The sequence below is a fragment of the Flavobacterium petrolei genome (assembly GCF_003314435.2).
Lineage (GTDB): Bacteria > Bacteroidota > Bacteroidia > Flavobacteriales > Flavobacteriaceae > Flavobacterium > Flavobacterium petrolei.
The window spans coordinates 1-25886 of sequence record NZ_QNVY02000006.1 but is presented as its reverse complement, the minus strand read 5'-3'; the positions used below and the strand labels follow the sequence as shown (position 1 = coordinate 25886).

14 protein-coding genes and 1 rRNA gene are annotated in these 25886 nt (G+C 34.4%); 7 read left to right on the top strand and 8 right to left on the bottom strand.

Annotated features, from left to right (window positions below):
- Window positions 1-2 precede the first annotated feature (2 nt).
- The 4 genes from DR871_RS14570 to DR871_RS14555 form a co-directional block, all read right to left on the bottom strand.
- A complete protein-coding gene (locus DR871_RS14570; protein WP_242497127.1) occupies window positions 3-1466 on the bottom strand; it encodes a glycoside hydrolase family 30 protein in 1464 nt (487 codons plus the stop codon).
- A 14-nt stretch (window positions 1467-1480) separates the two neighbouring features.
- A complete protein-coding gene (locus DR871_RS14565; RefSeq protein ID WP_394345639.1) occupies window positions 1481-2281 on the bottom strand; it encodes an endonuclease/exonuclease/phosphatase family protein in 801 nt (266 codons plus the stop codon).
- A gap of 444 nt (window positions 2282-2725) precedes the next feature.
- Window positions 2726-4228 (bottom strand): RagB/SusD family nutrient uptake outer membrane protein, encoded by a 1503-nt coding sequence (locus DR871_RS14560; protein WP_317125691.1) that lies wholly within the window; start codon window positions 4226-4228, stop codon window positions 2726-2728.
- Between the two features lie 20 nt (window positions 4229-4248).
- The gene (locus tag DR871_RS14555; RefSeq protein WP_113667171.1) at window positions 4249-7359 is read right to left on the bottom strand and encodes a SusC/RagA family TonB-linked outer membrane protein; all 3111 of its coding nucleotides are present in this window, start codon (window positions 7357-7359) and stop codon (window positions 4249-4251) included.
- Window positions 7360-7708: 349 nt separating this feature from the next.
- Between DR871_RS14555 and DR871_RS14550 the strand changes: the two genes are divergently transcribed.
- On the top strand, window positions 7709-10579 hold the full coding sequence (locus DR871_RS14550; RefSeq protein WP_113667170.1) for a helix-turn-helix and ligand-binding sensor domain-containing protein: 2871 nt from the start codon (window positions 7709-7711) through the stop codon (window positions 10577-10579).
- Between the two features lie 64 nt (window positions 10580-10643).
- Here DR871_RS14550 and DR871_RS14545 read toward each other — a convergent pair whose 3' ends face one another.
- On the bottom strand, window positions 10644-11930 hold the full coding sequence (locus DR871_RS14545; RefSeq protein WP_113667169.1) for a UDP-N-acetylmuramoyl-tripeptide--D-alanyl-D-alanine ligase: 1287 nt from the start codon (window positions 11928-11930) through the stop codon (window positions 10644-10646).
- A 65-nt stretch (window positions 11931-11995) separates the two neighbouring features.
- A complete protein-coding gene (gene gldJ, locus DR871_RS14540; protein ID WP_113667168.1) occupies window positions 11996-13690 on the bottom strand; it encodes a gliding motility lipoprotein GldJ in 1695 nt (564 codons plus the stop codon).
- Between the two features lie 214 nt (window positions 13691-13904).
- On the opposite strand from gldJ, the gene porU reads away from it, so the two are divergent.
- The 5 genes from porU to DR871_RS14515 all read left to right on the top strand — a co-directional run bounded on the left by porU (window position 13905) and on the right by DR871_RS14515 (window position 22339).
- On the top strand, window positions 13905-17741 hold the full coding sequence (gene porU / locus DR871_RS14535; RefSeq protein ID WP_113667167.1) for a type IX secretion system sortase PorU: 3837 nt from the start codon (window positions 13905-13907) through the stop codon (window positions 17739-17741).
- Window positions 17742-17779: 38 nt separating this feature from the next.
- A complete protein-coding gene (gene porV / locus DR871_RS14530; RefSeq protein ID WP_113667166.1) occupies window positions 17780-18949 on the top strand; it encodes a type IX secretion system outer membrane channel protein PorV in 1170 nt (389 codons plus the stop codon).
- A gap of 85 nt (window positions 18950-19034) precedes the next feature.
- The gene (gene cdd, locus DR871_RS14525) at window positions 19035-19517 is read left to right on the top strand and encodes a cytidine deaminase (RefSeq protein WP_113667165.1); all 483 of its coding nucleotides are present in this window, start codon (window positions 19035-19037) and stop codon (window positions 19515-19517) included.
- 142 nt (window positions 19518-19659) lie between these two features.
- Window positions 19660-20658 (top strand): pyruvate dehydrogenase (acetyl-transferring) E1 component subunit alpha, encoded by a 999-nt coding sequence (gene pdhA, locus DR871_RS14520; protein ID WP_113667164.1) that lies wholly within the window; start codon window positions 19660-19662, stop codon window positions 20656-20658.
- 7 nt (window positions 20659-20665) lie between these two features.
- Entirely contained in the window at window positions 20666-22339 is a 1674-nt protein-coding gene (locus DR871_RS14515; RefSeq protein ID WP_113667163.1) for a pyruvate dehydrogenase complex dihydrolipoamide acetyltransferase, read from the top strand.
- A 55-nt stretch (window positions 22340-22394) separates the two neighbouring features.
- Here the strand turns inward: DR871_RS14515 and DR871_RS14510 are convergent, their stop codons facing one another.
- On the bottom strand, window positions 22395-23636 hold the full coding sequence (locus DR871_RS14510; RefSeq protein ID WP_113667162.1) for a glycosyltransferase: 1242 nt from the start codon (window positions 23634-23636) through the stop codon (window positions 22395-22397).
- Window positions 23637-23747: 111 nt separating this feature from the next.
- On the opposite strand from DR871_RS14510, the gene miaE reads away from it, so the two are divergent.
- Window positions 23748-24329: a tRNA-(ms[2]io[6]A)-hydroxylase gene (miaE, locus tag DR871_RS14505; protein WP_091203735.1), complete on the top strand. Its 582-nt coding sequence runs from the start codon at window positions 23748-23750 to the stop codon at window positions 24327-24329.
- 1436 nt (window positions 24330-25765) lie between these two features.
- Here miaE and rrf read toward each other — a convergent pair.
- Window positions 25766-25875 (bottom strand): 5S ribosomal RNA (gene rrf, locus DR871_RS14495).
- Window positions 25876-25886: the final 11 nt, after the last annotated feature.

The window sequence follows — 25886 nt, the reverse complement described above, 5'->3', positions numbered from 1 at the left end:
TATTACCAAATGTATGTTCCTACTGAACCTGCTTCCAGTGAAGTTGTTATCCATTTTCCATTCTGTTTAATATTAAAAATTTCGGAAGTATTTCCATCATTTTCAACAATTAAAACTTTTTTCCCGCCAGGTATTTTAAAAGCCACAGAATTCAAATTACCGCTAATAGTACTTGAAATTCTCACCGAACCTGCAGGAACAAATTTAGAAGCGTGGGCAATGATATAATACCCTACATTTCTGGTAAAACTATCACTGCTGTTAATCGTCAATGCACCTTTACAAGTCGTGCAACCGCCCGGAGTATTTGGTCCAAAAGAAGCATTATTGGCTAAGTTCCATTCTAATGCTGTTCTGCTCCAATTTCGCATCGAACCGATGATTACATTTTTGACATGCCATTTCAAATCCCCATCAAAACTTCCTGTAGAAGCCGTGTATTGCTCTGTAAAATAGATATTTTTATTTGGGAACGTATTATGAACTGTAGACAAAGCACTGATATCACCTTCGTACAAATGAAAAGCAGAACCGTCAACATAAGGATTTGCTCCTGGATCATTCAGCACAGCAATAGGATATTCAGGTTTGTTGCAATTATGGTCGTATGCTACAATTTTCGTCGACAAATTTGCCGCTTTGAAAGCTGGACCTAAATGATTTTTTATAAACTCAGCCTGTTGCAATGCAAGCATCAACATACTTGGATTATTACCCGGATGTAAGGGTTCGTTTTGAGGGGTAACGGCATCAATTGTGATTCCTTCGGCTTTCATTGTTTGGATATACTTCACAAAATATTTTGCATAAACGGCATAATATTCCGGTTTCAAGCTTCCGCCAATAAAACCATTATTATCTTTCATCCAAACTGGTGGCGACCATGGCGTTGCCATAATTTTAATATTTGGATTGATTGCCACAATTTCTTTTAGCATTGGAATCAAATCCGTTTTATCTGGTGCCAAACTGAAATTGTCCAGATTTACATCTATTTGTCCGCTTGGTAAATCGTCATACGTAAATGGCGTTGCATTCAAATCTGATGCACCAATACTAATTCTTAAATAACTAATGGCAATTGAATTAGCATCAGAACCAAACAATTCTTTTAATAATTCTTGTCTCTTTTGCGAATTTAACTGATTGATAACCTGAGCGCTTCCTCCCGTTAAAGTATATCCGAAACCATCAATTGTCTGAAACGTTTTTGCATCATCAACCTCAATATTTGCGTAGTTATTTACCGTGGTTCCAAACGCTAAAACCGACGTTTGCTTTTGAAGTGTTACACTTTGATTGCCTTTAGTCAACCAAAAATCCATTTCATTGGTAACTGCTGCTGGCGGATTTGGCGTTGGCGTTGGAGCCGGATCAACAGTATCTCCTGATGGAGAACATTTTGACATAAGCAGCGTAAGGGTTAGTACGATTAAAAACTTCATAGTGTTTTTTATAGTGTTCATAATTTATTTCAAATTTATTTCAAGTTTATTTCAACATAAACCGGTAAATGATCGGATGGATATTTCAAGTCTTTTGAATCGCTCAAAACGGCATATTTTTTAACTTTAAAAACACTATTTTTCGAAATAAAAATATAATCTATCAATTTTGTTACAGGTTCGTTATGTTTAAAATTATTAAATGTTCCTGAAGGTCCAAAAGGCTTTTCTATCGAAACCTGTCTGGTATCATCCATTGTCTTTTTAAGCAGTAGTATTCTGTCTTCGTGAGGCTCCGAGTTTAAATCACCCATCAGAATTACCGGATAATTCTTTGTGTTTAGTTCCTTTATTTTCGAAAGAATTAATTCAATTCCTTTGGCTCTAGCTTGTTCACCAATGTGATCCAAATGGGTATTAAAAACCCAAAAGAGTTGTTTTGTCTTTAAATCTTTGAATAGCGCATACGTACAAACTCTATTTAAGGCAGCATCCCAACCTTTTGAAATTGTATTTGGCGTTTCAGAAAGCCAGAATGTATTGCTTTCTTTGACCGTAAATCTTTCTTTTTTATAAAAAATATTAGATGATTCTCCCTGCCCAATTCCGTCTCTTCCTATACCAACATTATTGTATTCTAAAAGTGCTTTTGAAATATCAATAACCTGATTGGGTTTTGCTTCTTGGATTCCAAAAACATCAGGATTATAGAACTGAATTTGAGAAGAGAAATACTCTTTCCTAAAAGGCCAAGCATTAGTTCCATCACTGTCTACATCTAAGCGAATGTTATAGGTCATCACTTTCAATGTTTGCGCATTAGAAAAAAATCCCATTAGCAGAAAAACTAACGAAACAATTATTTTTTTTACCTGATTCATAATGCTATTTAAAATTAATATTCTCCATCTGAGCTTCTATCCAACTTACAAATAGAAGCTCTCAATGAAGACCTAACTAAACAAAAACCATATTATTTAGTGTTAAGAATCCCAATTATCCATTTGAATAGTTGTTAATCGGTTGTTTGACACCTTTTATATACCAATAAAATTAGTAAAAGAGAACAATAAATCTACTCTAACTCCTTATTATTAAAGTGAATAAAAAAAATATTTAGCATTACGTTTTGAGAACTACAAATTTATTTTTTTGAACTTTAATTAAAGGAACTGGAATACTAAATAAAGCTCAGAACAGGAATGCGTTCTGAGCTTACATTTACTATTTTTTGTTGCATTCAGAGTTTCTGCTGAATGGAAACGTACATTCTATTTGAATTAATTGTAACCTGGATTTTGTTTCAATTTGGTTCCTTGTAATTCTCTTTCAGGAATTGGAAAAATTTCATCAACACCTGCATCAAAACCTCTGTTTGCTAATTTAGAAGCTGCATCACCCCAACGCACCAAATCAAAAAATCGGTGACCTTCGCCGGCAAGTTCCATTCTTCTTTCATTTTTAATGGCTGCAAGCGTAACGGGAATAGAAGGCAAACCAACTCTGGCTCTCACTGCATCCAATAAAGCTTGCGCTCTGGCTCCTGAACCTAAAGCTTCGGCCTCCATCAAATAAGAATCGGCCAATCTAAGAATATAGGTATTTTGCTTATAATTTAATTCTGATGCTCCTCCACCGGTACGAACATCTTCTTTACGTGGAAGAAATTTGTTTAAAAAATAACCTGTATCTTGATATCCACCAATATAGTCTGCTTTACCAGCTGCTTTTAATGCTTTAAGGTCAAAAACAGTAGCGCCAAATCGTGGATCCCCTTTAATCGCATCATACAAATCTTGAGTAACAATACTAAAACACCATCCTGATGGCAAATCAGGCGCTGTAGAACCCGCCGGTCTTGAATAACTTCTTGGTCCAACCATAACGTTCAAGGAATTCCCTTCGTCTCTTCCGGATCCCCAAAAACCCCAGTCCGAATTTCCAGCACTAGTGTGAGAAACTTCGATAAGAGATTCCGTGTTGAATTTATTAGATACTACCCATAAGTCATTAAAATTACTTAGAAGTTTATTTCCATATTGATTTGTAGCTCCCGGAGTTCCATTTACCTGAGCCAAAATAGCTGCTGCTTCTGTTTTTTTACCTTGAAACAAATACACTTTACCTAACATGGCTTGCGCAGCGCCTTTAGTAAGTCGGCCAGATTCAGTCTCCGCAGAAACTGTTGTTGGCAAAACATTGATTGCATCTAGTAAATCCTTCTCAATTTGCGCATAAACAGCTTCCGGAGCAGCTTGCTCAACGTTATACATATTAGTTGCCGTCAAAGGATCTAATAGTAAAGGCACATTTTTGAACAATCGCACTAAATCGAAATAATATATTGCACGTAATGCTTTAGACTCAGCGGTAAATCGTGCTTTAACATCATCTGGCATAGCCACAGTGGGTAATTTTAACAATAAAGTGTTCGCTCTAAAAATACCTTGATAATAATCGTTCCAAAAACTTCCCGGAATAATGGTTGCCGTCAGTGTATGCGTTGAAAAACCTTGGATTCCAGCTCCATCTGTTGGACCACCGCCTCCAGCAAAATGATCATCTGAACCAGAATTCATCATCGAAATCATGTTTTCAAAACCACTAGAATTTTTTCTGATTGGATCATAAACTCCAACAAGAGCGGCTGTAGCCTGATCTTGATTTGCATAATAATTTTCTGAAAGAAAAGAACCTTCAGGTTTTACTTCCACAAATTCCTCAGTGCAAGAACTTAGGGAAACCATTGCAACTGCAATAAATAAATATTTGAATTGTATCATTTTCATAATTGTTGATTGTATTAAAATTGTACGTTAGCTCCAAGCATAAATGTTCTTGCTTGAGGGTAAATTCCTTTATCTATTCCAAAAACTCCTCCACCAATCTCTGGATCGTACCCTGAATATTTCGTAATAGTCAATAGATTTTCAGCCGTTACGTAAAAACGCACTTTGCTTGCTCCTATTTTACTCACAGAACTTACCGGTAATGAATATCCTAATTGAACCAATTTTAATCTCAAATAATCTCCTTTTTCAAGATAGAAATCAGACATTCTTCCAAAATTGCTATTGGTGTCATTGTTAGTAAGTCTCGGGTAATCATTTGAAGTCCCTTCGCCTGTCCATCTGTTCAATGCACTTGTTTGATAATTTGCATTTCCTACATCCAATCGGCGTAAGCCCTGGAAAATTTTATTTCCTGCTGCACCTTGTGAAAAGACCATGAAATCGAAGTTTTTATAATCAAAATTTAAGGTTAAACCAAAAGTGTATTTTGGAATATTAGTCCCCAAGAATTGTTTATCATCATCACCAATCGAACCATTCCCATTTGTATCTACCCAACGGAAATCTCCCGGACGTGCATTAGGTTGAATTAAACCACCCGAAGCATTTGTATAGGCTGCAATTTCAGCTTGATTCTGAAAAATTCCGGCTGTTTTAAAACCGTAAAATGAGTTATAGGACTGCCCAACTTGTGTTCTTGTCACTTGTCCCATTGATTGAAAAGAAGCATCACCAGCAATAAAATCTGCATCAGCAGCTACATATGTAACTTTATTTTCTAAGTAAGCAACATTTCCATTTACAGAAAAATTAAGATCTCCAAAGCTCTTTTTGTACCCTAATTCAATCTCAATCCCTTTATTGTCCATGTCAGCCACATTCCCAATTGGACTTGCGGTAACTCCCACATAACCCGGAATATTTATTGGACGTAAAATTCCTTTGGTTGATTTTTTATATAAATCGACCGTCAGACTGATATCATTAAAAAATTTCGATTCAAATCCTACATTCGCCTGAGAGGTTTCTTCCCATCTTAAATCTGGATTATCAAGAGTAAGATTTGCATATCCTGTAGTTATGGCTCCAGTGTTACCAAAAGAATAATTGTAACCGCCCTCCACTAACGAAAGGTATCTAAAGTCCGGAATAGCATCATTCCCTACAATTCCGTAACCTCCTCTAATCTTAAATGTATTCAGGACTTTGCTTTCTTTCCAAAAATCTTCTTTGGTCAAAACCCAACCTAAATTAAACGATGGAAATACTCCGAATTTATTATTCCCTCCAAAACGACTCGAACCATCGCGACGAATAATTCCTGTAAACAAATATTTCTCTTTGAAATCATAATTCACACGTGAAAATAAAGAAGTCAGTTTATGTTCTGTAGCATCATATGTATAACTACTTCTGTCGGATTGCGGAATATCAAAATTGAAAGACGCTTCACGGTAATTAGTCACTGGCAAACCAAACAATGTTGCACCAAGACCTCCACCGATATTATCTACGTAAGAACCTTGACCTAATAAAACGGTAACATTATGATTCCCAAACTGGTTATTGTAAGTCAATATATTTTCAATATTCCATGCAAAACTCTTATTTTCATTTTTACTTAAGTTATTTTTAAGCACATTTGATGTGGCACTCAAGTAGAACACTGGCGTAAATCCCTGTCCACCCCAAGTAGACAATTTTGCTCCAAGAGTTGATCTTACTTTAATGTGTTTGGTAATAGCTGCTTCTAAATAAGTATTTCCTACGATATCATCAGCAGTACTATAACTTCCTAATCTAGTTTTGGCATACGCCAAAGGATTTGTCATTTCTTGACCTACTAAACTTGAAATTCCATAAGGATTTCCATTTCCGTCACGAATCACAGGATTTGAACTGTAAGGAGCGCCATTAGCTTTTGCAGGATCAGTTTCTACTAAAGGAGTAGTTGGATCTAAGTTGATAGCAGAACTTAACGGCCCACCAAATTCACTATTAGTATTCCCTATTCCAATTGATTTTTGTCTTGAAAAACCAAGCGTTTGACCAAAAGTGAAAACTTTAGAAAGTTTATGAGTAGAGTTCAAACGGAAATTCTTTTTAGTAAAGTTTGATATTTCTGTAGAAACAATCCCTTCTTGGTCTTGAAGTCCAAAAGAAGCATAAAAATTAGAAACATCATTTCCTCCACTAATACTTAACTCATGAGAATAACGAAAAGCACTGCTGTTAAAAATTGCGTTTTGCCAGTCCGTACCAACTCCTAAAGAAGCTACATTAGGAAATACCGCTGCTCCACCTGCAGCAACAGACTTTTCGTTCATGATAGTAGCATACTGAGTTGCATTTAATAAATTTAAAGTTTTTTCTGGTGCAGAAAAACCTGAAAACGCATTGTAGTTAACAGAAATTTTTCCTGATTTTCCTTTTTTGGTTGTTACCAAAATTACTCCTGTCGCAGCACGCGTACCGTAAATTGCAGCAGAAGCAGCATCTTTCAACACTTCGATTGATTCGATATCAGATTGATTAAGGAATCCAATTCCACCACCATCGACAACAACACCATCAACAACCCAAAGAGGATTATTACCGCCCTCACCAAAAGTGGTTACACCCCTAACACGTATTGTAGATGCAGAACCTGGTTGACCTGAACTGGCAGCAATAGTAACACCAGAAACTCTTCCTTGTAATGCTTGCTCAATTCGTCCGTTTGGAACTTTCTCAAGATCCTTTGCTTTCACACTGGAAATAGCTCCTGTTACAACACTTTTCTTTTGAGTTCCATAACCAACAACTACTACTTCTTGTAAACTTTCTGTTGAAGGCTTTAGTGTTACATCAATTTTAGTCCTTCCACTGATTAGCTCTTTTATTGTTGTATATCCTACATAGCTAAATTCCAAAGAACCTTTAGCATCAGTGCTAATTTGATAATTTCCATCAAAATCAGTTGCTACAGCTTTCGATGTTCCTTTAATTAAAATAGAGACTCCTGGAATTGGAAGTCCGTTTTCATCATATACTTTTCCGCTTACAGTAACATCTTGTGCTTGTGCGTAAACTGAGAATAGAATAGATAAAAGACAAAAAACAAACAGTTTTGTAAATTTCATATTTCTAAAAATTTTGGTTAATTAATTAGTAATTTAAAGCAATAGTAGCGCTATTTTTTTTAAATTCATTTTAATTATTTACTACAAAAACACATCAAACACTTTTTTATTACTTAACAAAAACACATCAAATAAAATATAATTTATTACTAATTAACAGTTTAAATATTTTTTATCATTGTTATTTAAATGTTAATTAAAATTAAAACCACTACATTTATAAAATAAACAAATATTGTCCTTTAATTATAGAATTCATTAAAATACAACTCAATAGCTGTGCATTTATAAATACTACACATCATCCTTTTACAAACAAATATCAACGAAATATATACAGGCTCCAATCATGAAATTTTCTAAACTTCACATCCTAATTTTTCTGATTCTATCTTCTTTTGCTACTTATGGCCAAATAAAAAATATTGGCCTACCAGAAATCAGAAATTACAAAAGAACAGATTACAAAGGAGGCACCCAAAACTGGAATATTGATCAAGACAAAAATGGCAATATGTACTTTGCTAATAATAATGGCCTATTTCAATTTGACGGTTCTACTTGGAGAAAATACACTTTGCCTAATTTTTCCGCTATTAGATGTTTAAAAATTGCTAGCTCCGGGAAAATATTTGTCGGTGGTTACGATGAATTTGGTTATTTTAAGTCAGATTCAAAAGGAAAACTAATTTATTTCTCCATTTCAAAATTGGTAAACCGTGAAAACATTAAAACAATTGACTTCATTTGGAAAATACACCTTGAAGGCGATGACGTTATTTTCCAGTCTTTTGCAAGAGCCTATATTCTCAACAAAAATAATCTCAAATTACTCGAAGCACCTGATAGATTCCAATTTTCATTTCAAATTAAAAACCAACTTTATTTTCAGGATGTTTCTAAAGGTATAATGAAATATGAAAGCGGACAATTACAACCTTTGAAAGGCTCAACCACATTAAACAATACCGAGATTTGGGGAATGTTTCCTATGCCTGAAAATAAAATACTCATTACCACTTTAGACAAAGGATTGTATTTATATGACGGAGAAAAAATGACTTCATGGAATACGGAAGCTAATATTTTCATTAAAAAGAATAGTTCTTTAGGTGGTGTAACAATAAAGGGTAAGTTCATCGTGCTGAATTCTGTTTTAGACGGTGTTATTATTTGCGATTTAAACGGCAAAATAATTCAACACATCAATCATCAAAAAGGACTTCAAAACAACACGGTTCTTACCTCTTTCATTGACAATAAGAACAATCTATGGCTGGGATTGGACAACGGAATTGCCTTTATAAATGAAAATTCTCCGTTTACCTATTTTGGATTTAGTTTTGGTTTAAGCACCGTTTACGCCTCAGTTATTTATAAAGGAAATCTTTATGTGGCAACGAATCAAGGACTTTTCTATCATTCTTGGAACAACACTATTAAAGAAAATAAATTCACACTTGTCGAAGGAACTACTGGACAAGCATGGAACATCCAAGTAATTGATGACCAATTAATATGCGCTCACAATAGAGGAGCGTTACTAATACTGGGCAAAAAAGTGGTTAAAACCTTAAATAATAAAGGCCATTTTGGGTTTAAAACAATTCCAAATCGTCCAAATTATATTATCGGCTCTAGCTATAACGGTTTTACTGTATTTGAAAAAACAGCAAATAGCTTGGAATACAAAAACCAAATTGACGGATTTGATAAATCTGCCAATACATTTGAAATAGATGAAAATAATTTATGGCTGAAAAAGGATGAATTAATCTATCAAATGAGAATTACAGAAGATTTAAAAAAATTTAAATCAATTAAAACACACCAGAATTTATCAAATTCAGCCGCAGGAATTGGAAGTATCCAACGTATAAAAAATACTATTTACTTTCAGACAAAAAACCGTTTTTATAAATACTCTCAAGAACAAGATTTGTTTTTTGAGGATAAAAAAATGAGCGCATTATTCAAGAAAATTCCAAAAATCTATTCCTTATCAGAGGATAATTACGGTAACATTTGGTACCTTTTTAATGAATCATTAGGCGTATTGATGAAAACCCCGAATGGAAAATATAAAAACACCTTGACTCCATTTTCAAATTTAACGGGGAATTTGGTTAATAATTACTTATCTGTAAATACAATAAATCCTGAGAACGTATTCATAGGTTTAAATGATGGTTTAGCACATTATAATACTAAACTATCAAATTATCTAGTTACAAAACCCAAAGCGTTTATCCGCAGTTTTTCCTATCCTGGAGACACTATACTTTTAGGAAATGGACAAAACAAGATTGAAAAACTTAAAATTCCATATGCATCAAATCAAGTAAAATTCACCTTCTCGTCCCCGACTTATGAAAATCTGGAAAATATAGAATTTTCCTATCAGCTGGAAGGTTTTGATGATGGATGGAGCAATTGGTCCACAGTACCTATAAAAGAATATACTAATCTAAAAGAAGGCGATTACACCATGAAATTGAAGGTTAGAAATAGTTATGGAATCCAATCTGAAGAAGCTCTTGCTACTTTTACCGTTTCTCCCCCATTTTACAGGCATTTTTTAGCCTATTTACTTTACGTTTTGATCATTGTCGCTTCAATATTTTTTATTAGAAACAGAATAAAAATGAAAATTCGGAAAAATAAATATTATGAAACTATCGAACAACGAAGATTATACTTGGAAAAAGAATCCAAAATAAGACAGGAACAATACGAATTAGAGAAGGAAATTGAAAAATTGAAAAATGACAAATTGCAAATTAAGATTCTAGCAAAAGACAAAGAATTAGTCAATAACTCGTTGCAAGTAGTAAAGAAGAACAAAATCCTGAACGGTATAATCTATAAATTAAAAGATATCAATGTCGAATCCTTTGATGATTCCACTAAATTCCAATTTACAAAACTAAACAAAAGCATCACAAAGGAGGTGAATGCAGATAAAAGCTGGAAAGATTTAGAAAAACACATCAAAAATGTCCATTTTGATTTCCTAAAAAGACTAAAAGAAAAGTATCCAACAATATCTCCACGAGAACTGGATTTATCAACTTATTTATTGATGAATATGTCTACCAAAGAAATTGCCGAAATCATGAATATTTCCAGTGGCGGAGTAGAATTAGCACGCTATAGATTAAGAAAAAAACTAGAGTTAAACAAAAAAGAAAATCTTATAGGATTTTTAATGAGTATTTAATTGAAGTAAAAATGCCATCAAAATAAATCGTGATGGCATTTTTTCTGGTTGAATTGTTTCTTAACTACTCTATAAATTCCAAGGTTCGCTCCAACGCCATTCCACGAGATCCTTTAATTAAAATAGTACTATTATCGAATTTCATGTCAGACAAATCATTTGAAAAACTTTCAAAAGTATTGTAAAACCCCAAATTATCCTTCTCAATTTTACTTTCATAAAATGCGGATCCAACAAAATAACACTTTACATTTTCATACTTTGACAACATGGCAACAATTGCCTTATGTTCTTTTAAACTTTCGTCACCAAGCTCAAACATATCTCCTAAAATCATAACTTTATTAGCGTTGTCTAATTGTAGAAAGTTCTCAATTGCTACAGACATACTACTGGGATTTGCATTATAAGCATCCAGAATAATCTGATTTGAACCTTTTTGCACTAATTGTGATCTATTGTTTTCAGGAATATAACTTTCTAAAGCATCTTTTATTTCACTGTCCGTGACTCCAAAATATTTCCCTATAGTAAGAGCTGCGTTAATGTTATTCGCATTATACAACCCTATTAAATGAGATTGAATTAGCAAATCTGAATAGCCGATTGTCACAAACGGATTCGCTTTGATCGAAGTGATATTGACATCAGCATTTGTTTTGTTAATACCGAAAGAAAATGACTTTAGCAACTTTGACTTCTCAACTTGAATTGGGTCTTCCAAATTAATAAAGACAAGTTTATCATTTGCCGAAAGGTATTTATACATTTCGCTTTTGCCTTCAATCACACCCTCAACACCACCAAAACCTTCTAAATGAGCTTTGCCAAAATTAGTAATATACCCATAATCCGGCGTTGCCAATTCACAGAGAAATTCAATTTCTTTTTTGTGATTAGCTCCCATTTCAACTATCCCTATTTCAGTTTCTGAAGTAAAAGAAAGCAATGTCAACGGCACCCCGATATGATTGTTTAGGTTTCCTACGGTTGCTTTAGTTTTGTATTTTTTTGAAAGCACAACATTAATAAGTTCTTTAGTGGTCGTTTTACCGTTGCTTCCCGTTAGCGCAATTATAGGCAATTTCAGATAATCCCGATGGAATTTTGCCAATTCCTGCAGTGTGATCAAACTATCTTCAACCAAAATAGTTCTTTGGTCAATAAAATAAGATTTGTCATCAATTATCACATAGGAAGCACCTTTATCCAATGCCTCTTTCGCAAATGTATTCGCATCAAAACGCTCCCCTTTTATGGCTATAAATAAAGAATTTGTCTCAATTTTACGAGTGTCAATTGAAACTGAGCTGCATTGTAAAAATAAACTATGAATGTAATTAGTATCCATTTTAAACGATTTTAAAAAAAAAGCCCTAATCAAAGGGCTTTTTTTTTGTATTATATCTTAAATATTTAATTTCTGGGCGATCTTTTCTTATCTGCTTTTGGCCCTACTCTAGACATTGCGCATCTAAAACCGATATAATCCGTAGCCATATCTTGAGGAAAGTATCTTCTTTGTGCAGGATCAAGCCAATAAGCTCTATCTCTCCATGAACCACCTTTGTAAACTCTAACCTGATCATTAATCAAAGTAGACCTTTTATTTGAAGAATCATATTTCCGAACCATTTTACCTAAACTGTCTGTTGTAACATTATGTCTAGGAGAATTATACATGGATTTTTCAATTTTTGATTTTTCATCATCAGAGTCGGAACCTCCAAAATTATAATATTTACTAGACTGCTTGTCTCCATCCCTATAATTGATGTTATTACTTTTATCGAAATTTTGTCTCAAATAAGTTTCTTGCTCATCTACTGGAACTTGTGCAATCTCTCCTGGTAAGTTCCTAGCAATAATTCTACCATTACTTAAAGTATCATACTGAATATTATCTTTAGTGACAATTTCAATTTTACCATCTGCACCAATTTTATTTTTGGTATATAGATTCCCTCTAAAATAATTAAAATCATTTGCTTCATTGTCTACAATAGGTCTGTATACATCCGCAACCCATTCAGCAACGTTTCCAGCCATATCATACAATCCAAAATCATTTGCTGCATATTTTTTTACTTCATTAGTTATATCGGCACCATCATCAGACCAACCTGCAATTCCACCGTAATCACCATTTCCTTGCTTAAAATTCGCTAACTGATTCCCTTTATTTTGTCTTTTTCCAGAGCGAGTATACCCACCAGACCAAGGGTATTTTTTTTGACCTTTATATGAATTATACTCTCTTTGACCTACATCTGCAGCAGCTGCATATTCCCATTCAGCCTCTGTTGGAAGTCTATATTCTGGTAAAACAATCCCAGAAGATCTTTGTGCATAAACATTTTTTTCTTCCGTAATTTTACCGTCTTTATCAGCTTTTGGAGATTTAGCTTTTTTGGAACCTCTCCCACCTTTTAATACAATTTCTTCATTACCTCCAAAAGTACTTGTAGGAGACTTTAAATAGGTCTCTGTACTAAAAGAGCTTTCTGCACTAACTTCTGTGTTTTTAGCATTCTTTTTGAGATACCCATTTTTTTCTAAAACTGCTTCGTTTACACGATCAGTTCTCCATTTACTAAATTCAACTGCTTGAATCCAATTCACACCTACAACAGGATATTCTGCATAAGAAGGATGTCTCAAGTAATTATTAGTCATAGTTTCATTATAACCTAATCTATTTCTCCAAACTAAAGTGTCAGGCGAAGCACCTTCGTATATGTTTTTATAATTTTCTTCACTAGGCGGAAAAACCATTTTCAACCAATCTAAATATTCTAAATACATAAAATTAGTTACTTCAGTTTCATCCATGTAAAACGACTGAACATGTTGCTGAGTTGGCGCATTATTCCAATCATGCATTACATCATCCTGCACTTTTCCCATTGTAAAAGTTCCACCTTCTACAAAAACCAAACCAGGCCCTGCTTCTTGCTTCTTATTACCCGAACCTGCTTTTTTACCATCAACGTTCCAACCTGTTGCTCTTGATGAATTTTTGGAGCTAGATTTTTTACTGCAACTAGCCAAACCGACAATCAATATAATTGATAAAATCAATCGTACGACCATAATTTTCTTTACTTTCATACTCTTTAGTAGGTAATAATTTTTGAAGCCGCAATATAATAATTATGATTTAATCTGCAACGTCCTTTTTTTAATAAATAATTATAACTCAATTCCATTTTATATTTGTATAAATCAGAACGCAAATTTATAATATTTATTATTTATAATAACGTTAAATGATTTATTTTTACTTAATAATTATTCCTTAAGTTGCACCGAGATTTACAAAACAATGAGAAAAACATTTCTGTTATATTGGACATTACTACCTTTTTTTTCATTTTCTCAAATAAAAGAGGATGTTGTAATTGAATGGTTGGGCACAAAAGAAATGTCATATGGTAATTTCACCATTAATATACCCAAATTTTCAGGTAATAGTTTTCATTATGATGCTTCCAAAAAAAACATCACTTACACCGTTATATTAAAAGATACGCCATATTTTAACGATAATAAAATTCAAATTACTAATGTAATTTTTGAAAATATTACACTTTCGGATCTAGGCGATTTAGCCTCCGAAAATATACCAAAAATTATTAATCCTTCGATAACCATTTCTACTTCAAGAGACATAAGAGAAGCTTTCATCTCACTTTCACCTATAATCAAGGATGATTTTGGATTCAAACGAATCAAATCCTTTTCGTATGAAGTAGTCAATAGCAATAATACCTCTAGAATCCAGCAATCTGGAAAAACTGTAAATACCATTTCAAATTCTGTATTAGCAACTGGCAATTGGTTTCAATTTTATATAGAAAAATCGGGGGTTTATAAAATATCTAAAAGTTTTCTGCAACAACTGGGAATTGACATTAATGCTGTTGATCCAAGAAAAATAAAGATTTACGGAAATGGTGGCCGAATGCTACCATTGTCAAACAATATTTATTATCCGAATGACTTAATCGAAAATGCTATTCAAATTAGCGGTGAAAGTGACGGCGTTTTTAACAATGAAGATTATATCCTTTTTTATGGCGAAGGAGTTGACACTTGGAATCAAGAAAGCAGAACGCATTTAAATTTGTATGACAAAAAATCCTATTACTATATTACTGTAGAAGGCGCTGATGGAAAAAGAATTGCCCCTCTAGCACAGCCTGCAGGAAACAGCACTTTGACTTTAACTTCATTTGACGACTATCAATTCCATGAACAAGATCTTGTAAATATTGCCCGTTTGGGCCGTCAATGGTTTGGTGAATCATTTGATGTTAAGGACGAACAGGAATTTGATTTTGTTTTTCCAAATCTTGACAGTTCAGTTCCTGTGAAAATCATGCTGACAGCAGCCTCAGCCGCTTTTACTTCAACCTCTTTCAATGTAACAGCAAACGGAAATGTGGCAGGAACCATTTCATTCCCTGCATTAAGCAGCAATTCAGGAACCGAGTTTATCGTTGGTTTTTTGCCAAACAACACTACTTTCAACGGGACAGAAAACATCAAAATAAAATTAAAATACAACAATAATGGCGTTCCGGGTTCCAAAGGTTTTCTAGATAATATTAGGCTTACCGCCAAAAGAAAACTTCTAGGCTACGGAAAACAATTTCATTTTCAATACGATCAATCCGTTTCAAATCTTGGAGTTGTAAATTACGAAATTTCAAACGCGACTGGGATTTCTCAAATTTGGGATGTTACCGATATTTATACTATCAGCAAAATCGAAAATACGAGTCAAAGTTCCCTAAGTTTCAAAGCAAATTTGGGTGAACTGAGAAAATATATCGCAATTGATGCAGCTGATTATTATACACCATTAAAAGACAACAAGTCAAAAATTGCGAATCAAAACTTAAAAGGCTCACTTTTCAAAAACAGCCAAGGTCAGTTTCAAGATATTGATTATGTAATTATTTCACCCTCGTTTCTAATTTCACAAGCGGAAAAACTAGCCCGTTTTCATCGTACATATTCTAATTTAAATGTAAAAGTTATTCCATTAGAATTGATCTATCAAGAATTTTCTTCCGGAAAACAGGATGTTGCCGCCATAAGAAACTGCATCAAATACATTTACGAAAATGCTTCGGCGCTAGATAAAAGACTAAAATTCATCAATCTTTTTGGAGATGCTTCTTACGATTTCAAAAACCGAATCATAAACAATACCAATGTTGTTCCTATTTACCATTCTTTAAACAGCAACACAACCGGAGAATCCTCTTTTGCATCCGATGATTTTTTTGGATTAATGGACCCATCGGAAGGAAATGTTACTTCTTTTTTTGGCGGAATCGACATTGCAGTAGGAAGAATGCTAGTCAATGACACTAAACAGGCTGACGAAATGGTCAATAAAGTTATTGAATACCATGATTTAAAATCCTTCGGCAGCTGGAGAAATAACTTTGCGCTTGTTTCTGATGATTCTGATATACCTGCAGATGCCAGTTTGCAAAACAGACAAAATAGCCTTGCGAATACAATAGCTTTAGAGAAACCTTTCTTGAATGTGAATAAAATTTTATTAGACTCTTATGCTCAAGAAGCCTCATCGGGAGGTTCCAGATATCCAAAAGCGAGAACAGATTTTTTTAATGCTTTCGAAAAAGGGGCTTTAGTATTTAATTATTTGGGACATGGTGGCGAAGACGGTTTATCAGCTGAGAGAATTTGGGAAAAATCAGATGGACAAAACTTGAGCAATCAATTCAAATATCCTTTGTTTATAACTATTACATGCGAATTCTCTAGGTTCGACAATCCGTTTAGGCCAACCGCCGGAGAATATACCTATTGGAATCCAAAAGGCGGAGCAATTGCTATGATTACTACAATACGCTCTATTGGTCAGTTTAGCGCCGAAAATTTCAACGATGCTTTGACAAAAAACTTACTATCATACGGTTCAAACCAATACACATCAATCGCAGAAGCGCTGAGAATTTCTAAAAACAGTAATCCAAATTCAGCCACCAATGTTGTTTTTTACATTGGCGATCCAGCCATAATGCTCGCGGTAGCCAAACCAAAAATCAGGTTGACAAAAGTGAATGACATATCCGTCACCCAAACCATAGATGACTTCAAATCATTGGCAAAAATGAAACTTACAGGAGAAGTTACGGATGAAAACAACAATCTATTGACAAATTACAACGGAGAAGTTTCTACCACTATTTTTGACAAAACAGTCTCAAGAGTAACCTATAATAATGACGGAAATAGTCCTCCTATCAATTTCAATGTTTTAGGGGAAACAATATTCAGGGGAAATGCATCAGTCACTAGTGGACAATTTGAATTTAGTTTTGTAGTGCCAAGAGACATCAGAGTTCCATTGGCAAACGGAAGAATAAGTTTTTATTCCAAAAAAAATGAACTATTACAAAACGAAACAGGATACGATTCTAGTATAAAAATAGGCGGAATAAATGAAAACGCTACAGCAGACAATATTAGCCCGAGAGTTAAGTTATATATGAATGACGAGACTTTTGTTTCTGGAGGAACAACTAATGAATCTCCCTTTCTGGTCGCGCATCTCGAAGATGAAAATGGAATTAATACAGCCAGCGGAATAGGTCACGACATTGTTGCTGTTTTAGATGGAGATGTAAGCAACCCTTTTGTTTTAAATGATTATTATCAAACCAATCTGGATGATTTTACTAGTGGAACACTGCGATTTCCGTTGCGCAATTTAGCTCCCGGATTACACACTATAACATTCAAAGCATGGGATGTATACAACAATCCAATTACAGTGGAAATACAATTTATCGTAGTAGGCGATGAAACAATAACATTGACACATGTGTTGAACTATCCTAATCCGTTCGTAAATTATACTGAGTTTTGGTTTACACACAACAGACCTTATGAGCCGCTCGAAGTTCAGGTTCAAGTTATGACAATAACGGGGAAAATTGTTTGGACAAAAAATCAAATTATCACCACCGAAGGATTTTTATCGAAAGAAATAACTTGGGACGGCAAAGACGATTTTGGTGACCGAATAGGAAAAGGAGTCTACGTGTATAAACTCACAGTAAAATCAAGCTCAACCAATAAGAAATCTGAAAAGTTTGAAAAACTTGTAATCCTTTAATATTATACTATATTTGTTTAATAAATATTCGCATCAAAATGAGAAAAATAATACCCCTATTTATCCTTTTATTTATAGCATCTTCTGCTAACGCACAAGATCGAGTTATAAATCCAGGGGTTCCCTTTTTACTAGTCTCAGCTGACGCTAGAGCAGCAGGTATGGGCGACATTGGTGTTGCAACTTCTGCGGATGCTTTTTCTCAACAATGGAATCCTGCAAAATATGCTTTTGCAACTGATGCACAAGGATTTTCCATCAGCTACACGCCATACCTTACTGATTTAGTAAATGACATATCATTAGGACAATTAACTTATTATCAAAAACTGAATGAGAAAAGTGCCTTTGCAGGAAGTCTGCGTTACTTTGGTTTAGGTGAAATTGAATTGCGCGAAACTGGCGATCCTAACGAAACACCCAGATTAGTTTCTCCAAATGAATTTGCCATTGACGGATCGTATTCGTTAAAATTGAGTGAGAAATTTTCGATGGCTGTTGCGGGACGTTTCATTAATTCCAATCTTAAAGTAGCTTCAGAGAGTAATGATGCTTCTTCTGCAAGTACATTTGCGGTTGATGTGGCCGGTTTTTATCAATCTGAAGAATTAGCCTATAATGAATTCAACGGAAGATGGAGAGCAGGATTTAACATTCAAAACTTAGGCCCAAAAATTAGTTATGACAATGATCAGTTTAACAACAATTTCATCCCTGCCAATTTAAAAATAGGAACAGGTTTTGATTTTATTTTAGACGACTATAATAAAGTGGCCGTGAATGTTGAATTTAATAAATTATTAGTTCCAACGCCACAAGACCCAGATTTAAACGGCGACGGAACTGTAACCTCAGAAGAGCGCAATCAAAATAATGACAATTACCGTTCCATAGGCTGGACATCTGGTGTTTTTAAATCTTTTGGTGATGCGCCTGACGGTTTTGGTGAAGAAGCAAAAGAAGTTACGTATGCTTTAGGTGCCGAATATTTGTATCAAGATTCCTTTGCAATGCGTTTGGGATATTTTCACGAAAGTCCTCTAAAGGGAGCACGTCAATTTTTCTCCCTTGGAGCAGGTTTCAAATACAATGTAGTTAAAGTAGATGTTTCTTACTTATTCTCAGCATCTAAAGTGAAAAACCCGCTAGAGAACACCCTTCGCTTTTCACTCACCTTCAATTTTGGTGAGAAATATGACGAATATTAAACTTAAATTAATTCATAAATAACGATCCAAATTTCAATCCCGATACTTCGGAGATGAAATTTGGATTTTTTTTCCTAAAAAAAGCATGAAAGAAATAACAATTACCACACAATTTAAAGTATTCGAATCCGTTCAGGAATTGCCAAATGACATTCAGGATCTAATGACACAAGCCGTTGAAGTACGAAAAAACGCTTATGCTCCTTATTCCAAATTCAGAGTCGGAGTGGCAATTTTTTTAGACAATGGTAAAATAGTACTTGGTTCAAACCAAGAAAATGCAGCTTATCCGTCAGGACTCTGTGCGGAACGTGTTGCAATTTTTTATGCTGGAGCAGTCTATCCGGAAGCCAAAATTTTAAAAATGGCAATTACAGCTGCATCGGACACAAACCAAACTACAGCTCCAATTCCGCCTTGTGGCTCTTGCAGACAATCAATTGCAGAATATGAAATTAAACAAGAGACCCCAATAGAAATCTATTTTATGGGAGAAATTGGTACAATATACAAATCAGAATCCCTGAAAAACTTGCTCCCATTTATGTTCGATAAAAAATTCTTGTAAAAATTCCAAAAATTGCCTATTAAATTTTAGTTCTTACTTGGAATGTCTTATTTTTGCATTTCGCAAATTTGTGGGAGGAAACTATTTTGCGTTATAGTACAAATTGATAATACAATAACACTTTAGCAAAAGAAAAATTCAGATGAAAGAAGTTACAAAAGAAGTATATTTAAAGTGGTATGAAGATATGCTGCTTTGGAGAAAGTTTGAGGACAAACTTGCCGCATTATACATCCAACAAAAAGTTAGAGGTTTTCTACATTTATACAATGGTCAAGAAGCAGTATTAGCTGGTGCACTGCACGCAATGGACTTGACAAAAGACAAAATGATTACTGCTTACAGAAATCACGTCCAACCAATAGGTATGGGAGTTGATCCTAGACGCGTGATGGCAGAACTTTTAGGAAAAGTTACAGGAACTTCAAAAGGTATGGGTGGTTCTATGCACATCTTTTCAAAAGAGCACCGTTTTTATGGTGGTCACGGAATTGTAGGAGGACAAATTCCTGTAGGTGCAGGATTAGCTTTTGCTGATAAATATTTTGAAACTGGCGGTGTTACTATGACCTATTTTGGTGATGGTGCAGCACGTCAAGGATCTTTACACGAAGCGTTTAACATGGCTATGTTATGGAAACTTCCCGTTGTATTTATTGTTGAAAACAATGGATATGCCATGGGAACTTCTGTAGAAAGAACAGCCAATCATACTGACATCTGGAAATTAGGTTTAGGATACGAAATGCCTTGCGGACCTGTTGACGGAATGAATCCTGTAAAAGTTGCTGAAGCAATGACTGAAGCAATTGACAGAGCACGTCGTGGAGACGGACCAACTTTCTTAGAAATGAAAACATACCGCTATAGAGGTCACTCTATGTCGGATGCACAATTATACCGTTCAAAAGAAGAAGTAGAAGAATACAAAAAAATCGATCCAATTACTCAAGTTTTAGATGTAATTAAAGATCAAAAATATGCTACAGAAGAAGAAATCGAAGCAATTGATAAAAGAGTAAAAGAGTTAGTGGAAGAATGTGTAACATTTGCCGAAGAATCTGAATACCCTCCTATTCAACAGCTATACGATGTAGTATACGAACAAGAAAACTATCCATTTTTACCTCATAAACTATAAATCAATTATGGCAACAATAATTACAATGCCTCGTTTGAGCGATACGATGACGGAAGGAACGGTAGCGACTTGGCTAAAAAAAGTAGGTGATAAAGTAAGCGAAGGTGATATCCTTGCAGAAATTGAAACCGATAAAGCAACAATGGAATTTGAGTCTTTCAACGAAGGAACACTTTTATATATAGGAATACCTGCAGGTGAAACTGCACCAGTAGACTCTTTATTAGCCATTATAGGAAAAGAAGGCGAAGATATTTCAGCTTTAATAGCTGCAAAACCAACAGACGCAGCTCCAGTAAAAGAAGAAACAAAAGAAACTGAGGAAACAAAAGTTACTGAAAAAACAGCTTCTACTCCTGAAGCTACAAAATCCGCTGCACCTGCAGCAACTTCACTTCCAAAAGGAGTTGTAGTTATCACCATGCCTCGTTTGAGCGATACTATGACCGAAGGTACTGTAGCAACTTGGTTAAAAAAAGTAGGTGACACTGTTGCTGAGGGTGACATTCTTGCTGAAATCGAAACAGACAAAGCTACAATGGAATTCGAATCTTTCAACGAAGGAACTTTATTATACGTAGGAATCGAAGAAGGTAATACTGCACCAGTTGATAGCCTTTTGGCAATCATTGGGCCAGCAGGAACTGATATTAGTGGAATTGCTGAAAACTACAAAACTGGCGGAGCGCCACAAGCTGCTCCAGCAGTGGCAGAAGAAAAAGAAGTTGTTTCAACAGAAAAAGCTTCGGAACCAATCGTTCAAGAACCATCAACTGACGGTCAACGAATTTTAGCATCACCATTAGCAAAGAAAATCGCAAGTGATAAAGGAATTCAATTGACACAAGTAAAGGGTTCTGGTGAAAACGGACGTATTGTAAAAAGCGATATCGAAAACTTTACCCCACAAACTGCAGCTGCTCCGGCACCGACAACTGCAGCTTCACCAGCAAAAACAGAAACTGTTACTGCTGCAAAACCATTTGTTCCAGCAGGAGAAGTTTTCACAGAAGAAATCAAGAATTCGCAAATGCGAAAAATCATAGCGAAGCGTTTAGCAGAATCTTTATTTACAGCTCCACATTACAATTTAGTAATTGAGGTAGCAATGGATGAGGCTATGAAATCTAGAAGTATCATCAACAGCGTTCCTGACACAAAAGTATCGTTTAACGATATGGTGATTAAAGCATGTGCAATGGCTTTGAAAAAACATCCAAAAGTGAATTCACAATGGAGAGAAGATTCAATTCTTATCAATCACCATGTGAACATTGGAGTTGCTGTAGCTGTTGAAGACGGATTAGTAGTTCCAGTATTACGTTTTACAGACGCTATGAATTTATCTCAAATTGGCGGAAGCGTGAGAGATCTAGCAGGAAGAGCTAAAAACAAAAAATTATTACCTACAGAAATGGAAGGAAGTACTTTTACAGTTTCTAATCTTGGAATGTTTGGTATAACTGAATTCAATTCTATCATTAACCAACCAAATTCTGCTATTTTATCCGTAGGAGCTATTGTAGAAAAACCGGTTGTAAAAAATGGCCAAATTGTAGTAGGAAATACAATGATGCTATCTTTAGCTTGCGACCACAGAACAATTGATGGTGCAACTGGAGCTCAATTTTTACAAACATTGAAACAATTTATAGAAAATCCAGTTACTATGCTTGCGTGATAACTCGGTTTTTAAAACACAAATCCCGTCTTGTTTAAAAACTTGACGGGATTTTTTATTTATTCTTCTCCTCAATCCAACGCGACATATATTTCGTGCTTTTTAAAGTATGGTGTTGTAACATGGAACCCATAAAATTATTCAATCGATGCTGGGGTAAATTAGAGCGTAAAAATTCAATTTTAATTCTAAAACTACTCTCGAACAAACCTTTAGAATACCGTTGATTGATAATTTTCAATCCATTTTTCTGGGCTTTATGCCAAATTGCTTTGTCTTGATATAATTGCACTGCAGCATCCACAAAATCAGCTACGTCATCCGTAATAAAACCATTCCAAGGCAAATCCCCGTGCATGGCTTCAGAACCAATAGTAGTTGTTACGCTTGGTGTCCCACATTGCATCGCTTCTAATAACTTCCCTTTAATACCTGCACCAAAACGCAAAGGAGCCAAAACCACTCGCGCTTCCTGAACTACTTCTTTAGCATCGATAGCTCGTCCCAAGATTAAAAAGCCTTCTTTCTTGTTATGTAATTGTAGTACTTTTTGTGAAGGATAAGCGCCATAAACATTCAATACAGCTTCTGGTAGAAGTTTTTTTATTAAAGGCCAAATCGTTTCCTTTAAATATTGAACGGCATTCCAATTAGGCTCATGAAGAAAATTTCCGATAAAAACAAAATCTCTTCTTTCTTCAAAAACAGGTAATTCCTGAATTTCGGCAGCGTCAATTGGCTTTAATAAAAAAGGTAGATAATATAATATAGAAATATCTATTTTAAATGTAGATTCTAGTAATTCCATCTCAAATTCGGAAATCATCAAAGACAAATCACAACGCAAAATACTGGCAATTTCCCTTTTGGCGACCTCTTCAACAAATAAATCGGTTGCAATAAAAGAATGGTTTTCTTTGAATGCTTTCTGACGAGCCAATCGCAAACAGTGCAAATCTTCGGTATCCAATAATCGTAACGCATCAGGACAATTTTCGGCAACGCGCCAACCAAATTGTTCTTCCATCATAAAACGGTCAAACAAAACCACATCCGGATTCAGTTCTTTTACAAAAACATCAAAACTGGAATTATTAAGTTGAATTGATTCTTTTTCCACTTCGTATTCTTGCAAATCAACCATGAAATCACTGTCTTGCGCTGGACTAGCAAACGAAATACTAAAACCTTGCGCTTTGAAAAGTGAAATCAGTTGCATCATCCTACCTCCTGCTGCAGATGAATTGGGTTCTGGCCAAACAAAACCGATAATTAAAAGCTTTTGAACTTGATTCATATTATTATAAAATTTCATTTGCAAAATAATGCTATTTTGAGTTCAATATGGTCATCATAACCAAAAATAGATTATAAAACACTAATTTTGTAGCAAATAAATTTCATCATCATGTTAGGATTAAAATTAGCCACAGACCCACGTTGGGTAAATATAGTTGAATCAAATATAGAAGAAATCTTGACGGATCATGCTTGGTGCGAACAAAAAGCTGCTTCTAATGCGATAAGCTTAGTTACTTACAATTCGGAATTAGAAGAGTTAGTAACCGAAATGTTAATCATTGCTAAAGAAGAATTAGACCATTTGCAATTGGTTCATAATTTAATAAAAAGTAAAGGATTGACTTTAGGCAGAGAAAGGAAAGACCATTATGTGAATGAACTTTTTAAGTTCATGAAAAAAGATGGCAGCCGAAAAGATGCGCTTTGTGACCGATTATTATTTTCAGCTATGATTGAAGCAAGAAGTTGTGAACGCTTTAAAGTTTTATCAGAAAACATAAAAGATGTTGAATTGGCCACTTTCTATAGAGATTTAATGATTTCCGAAGCGGGCCATTACACCACTTTTTTGGGTTTCGCACGAAAATACGCTGACAATATTAACGTGGACAAACGCTGGAAAGAATGGATCGAATTTGAAACCTCGATTATCACAAACTATGGTAAACAAGAAACTATCCACGGTTAAGTAAAAGCAGGTATTATTTTATGTATTCCACAATAATCTATTTATAAAAACACTGATTTTTGTACCTAATTTTTGGATTTTCATAATTCTTAAAGGTTTATGTCAAGTCCTGAAAAAGTGATACAGGATTAATAATAAGTAAAAGCAAAGTTTTTGAACAGTAGTAAGCATCTATTTGATACTGTTTTTGCTTTATAGGTTCTCATTTTAATTTGATTTTTTTCATGCATTTTATTGGTAATAAGCATAATAATTTTAAATAATGTGGCCGTTGCGTATTTTGAATATCAATCGATTCGTTGATAATTTATTTCATAACTTGTAAATCATGATTGTATTTATCATTCATAAACTCTTGTTTTAATATACGTTTATTCTTTTCGAACGGCATTTTCAAAAGGTTCAGAATTTTGAGTCATACTAATAAGTATTCCGTTTTTATTTAAAATACTTTGAAAGTCATTAGCACAATACTGCAATCCAGTATCAGAGTGACATTTAATGGATTTTTTTTCTTAGTTTAATGCCATTTTAGAGCAACAATACTGCTTTCGACAATCATATTATCAGCAACATTATACCCCATAAGCTTTTTAGAATAGGTATCTGTTACAATACCAAGATAGCAAGCTTTTCTCTTTTCCAATATAAATTATGTCGGAGAACCAAACTTGCTCAGGCCTGTTACTATCTAATCTAATAATTTGATTTTGATGTTTTCTAAATCGTTGATAAAAATTAGGATTCATATGGTAAGACCATTTTGGTTGAATCAATAAATGATTAGCTCTGAGAATGTCGAACAACTTATCCCTTCCAATATTCCTCAATTAAAACTCTTCCACTAAAATATGCTAACTTTTTTGAGTTCTAACCCTAGGCATCGATTTCTTTACATCAAGATCCGTAGAAATTACTTTGGTAGCTTTAGCTTGTTGACTGACTTTTCTTTTCATTTTTCGGTAATAAATCTGTCTGTCTACCCGGACGAAATAACAAGCAAACATTAATGTTTGTTGTTATTTTTGTCTAAAATGATTCCATTTTTATCTGCAGCAAAAGCTTATTGTTCCAAAAATAACTTCTCCTTCTCAAAAAGTTTTACCTTGGATTCAAGCTCCCTTTTCTTTTGTTCTTGTGATTTCGGCTTGATAGAAGGGGTTTAGTTTTCCCACTAAAAATACTAATTTCGTAACAGTTCTACAACACTTTTATAATTCAATACCATAGTTCTTAATAGCTTGAGTAGCTAAAAGCTGTACTATTTCTATTTCCTGACCAGTTGCAACTTAAAAGACATAAAGTAGTCCTTTTTAGTACGCTTTACATATTTAATATTTTCTTCCATAACAATTTGTTTTGTGTTTCGCTATTTTGTAAACGAGAAATAATAAAACAAAAAATCCTCATCAATTGAATGATGAGGATTCTTCAAAGAAAGGCGACGACATACTCTCCCACATAACTGCAGTACCATCTGCGCAGGCGGGCTTAACTACTCTGTTCGGGATGGGAAGAGGTGAGCCCCGCCGCAATAACCACCTTAAGAGGTTATAA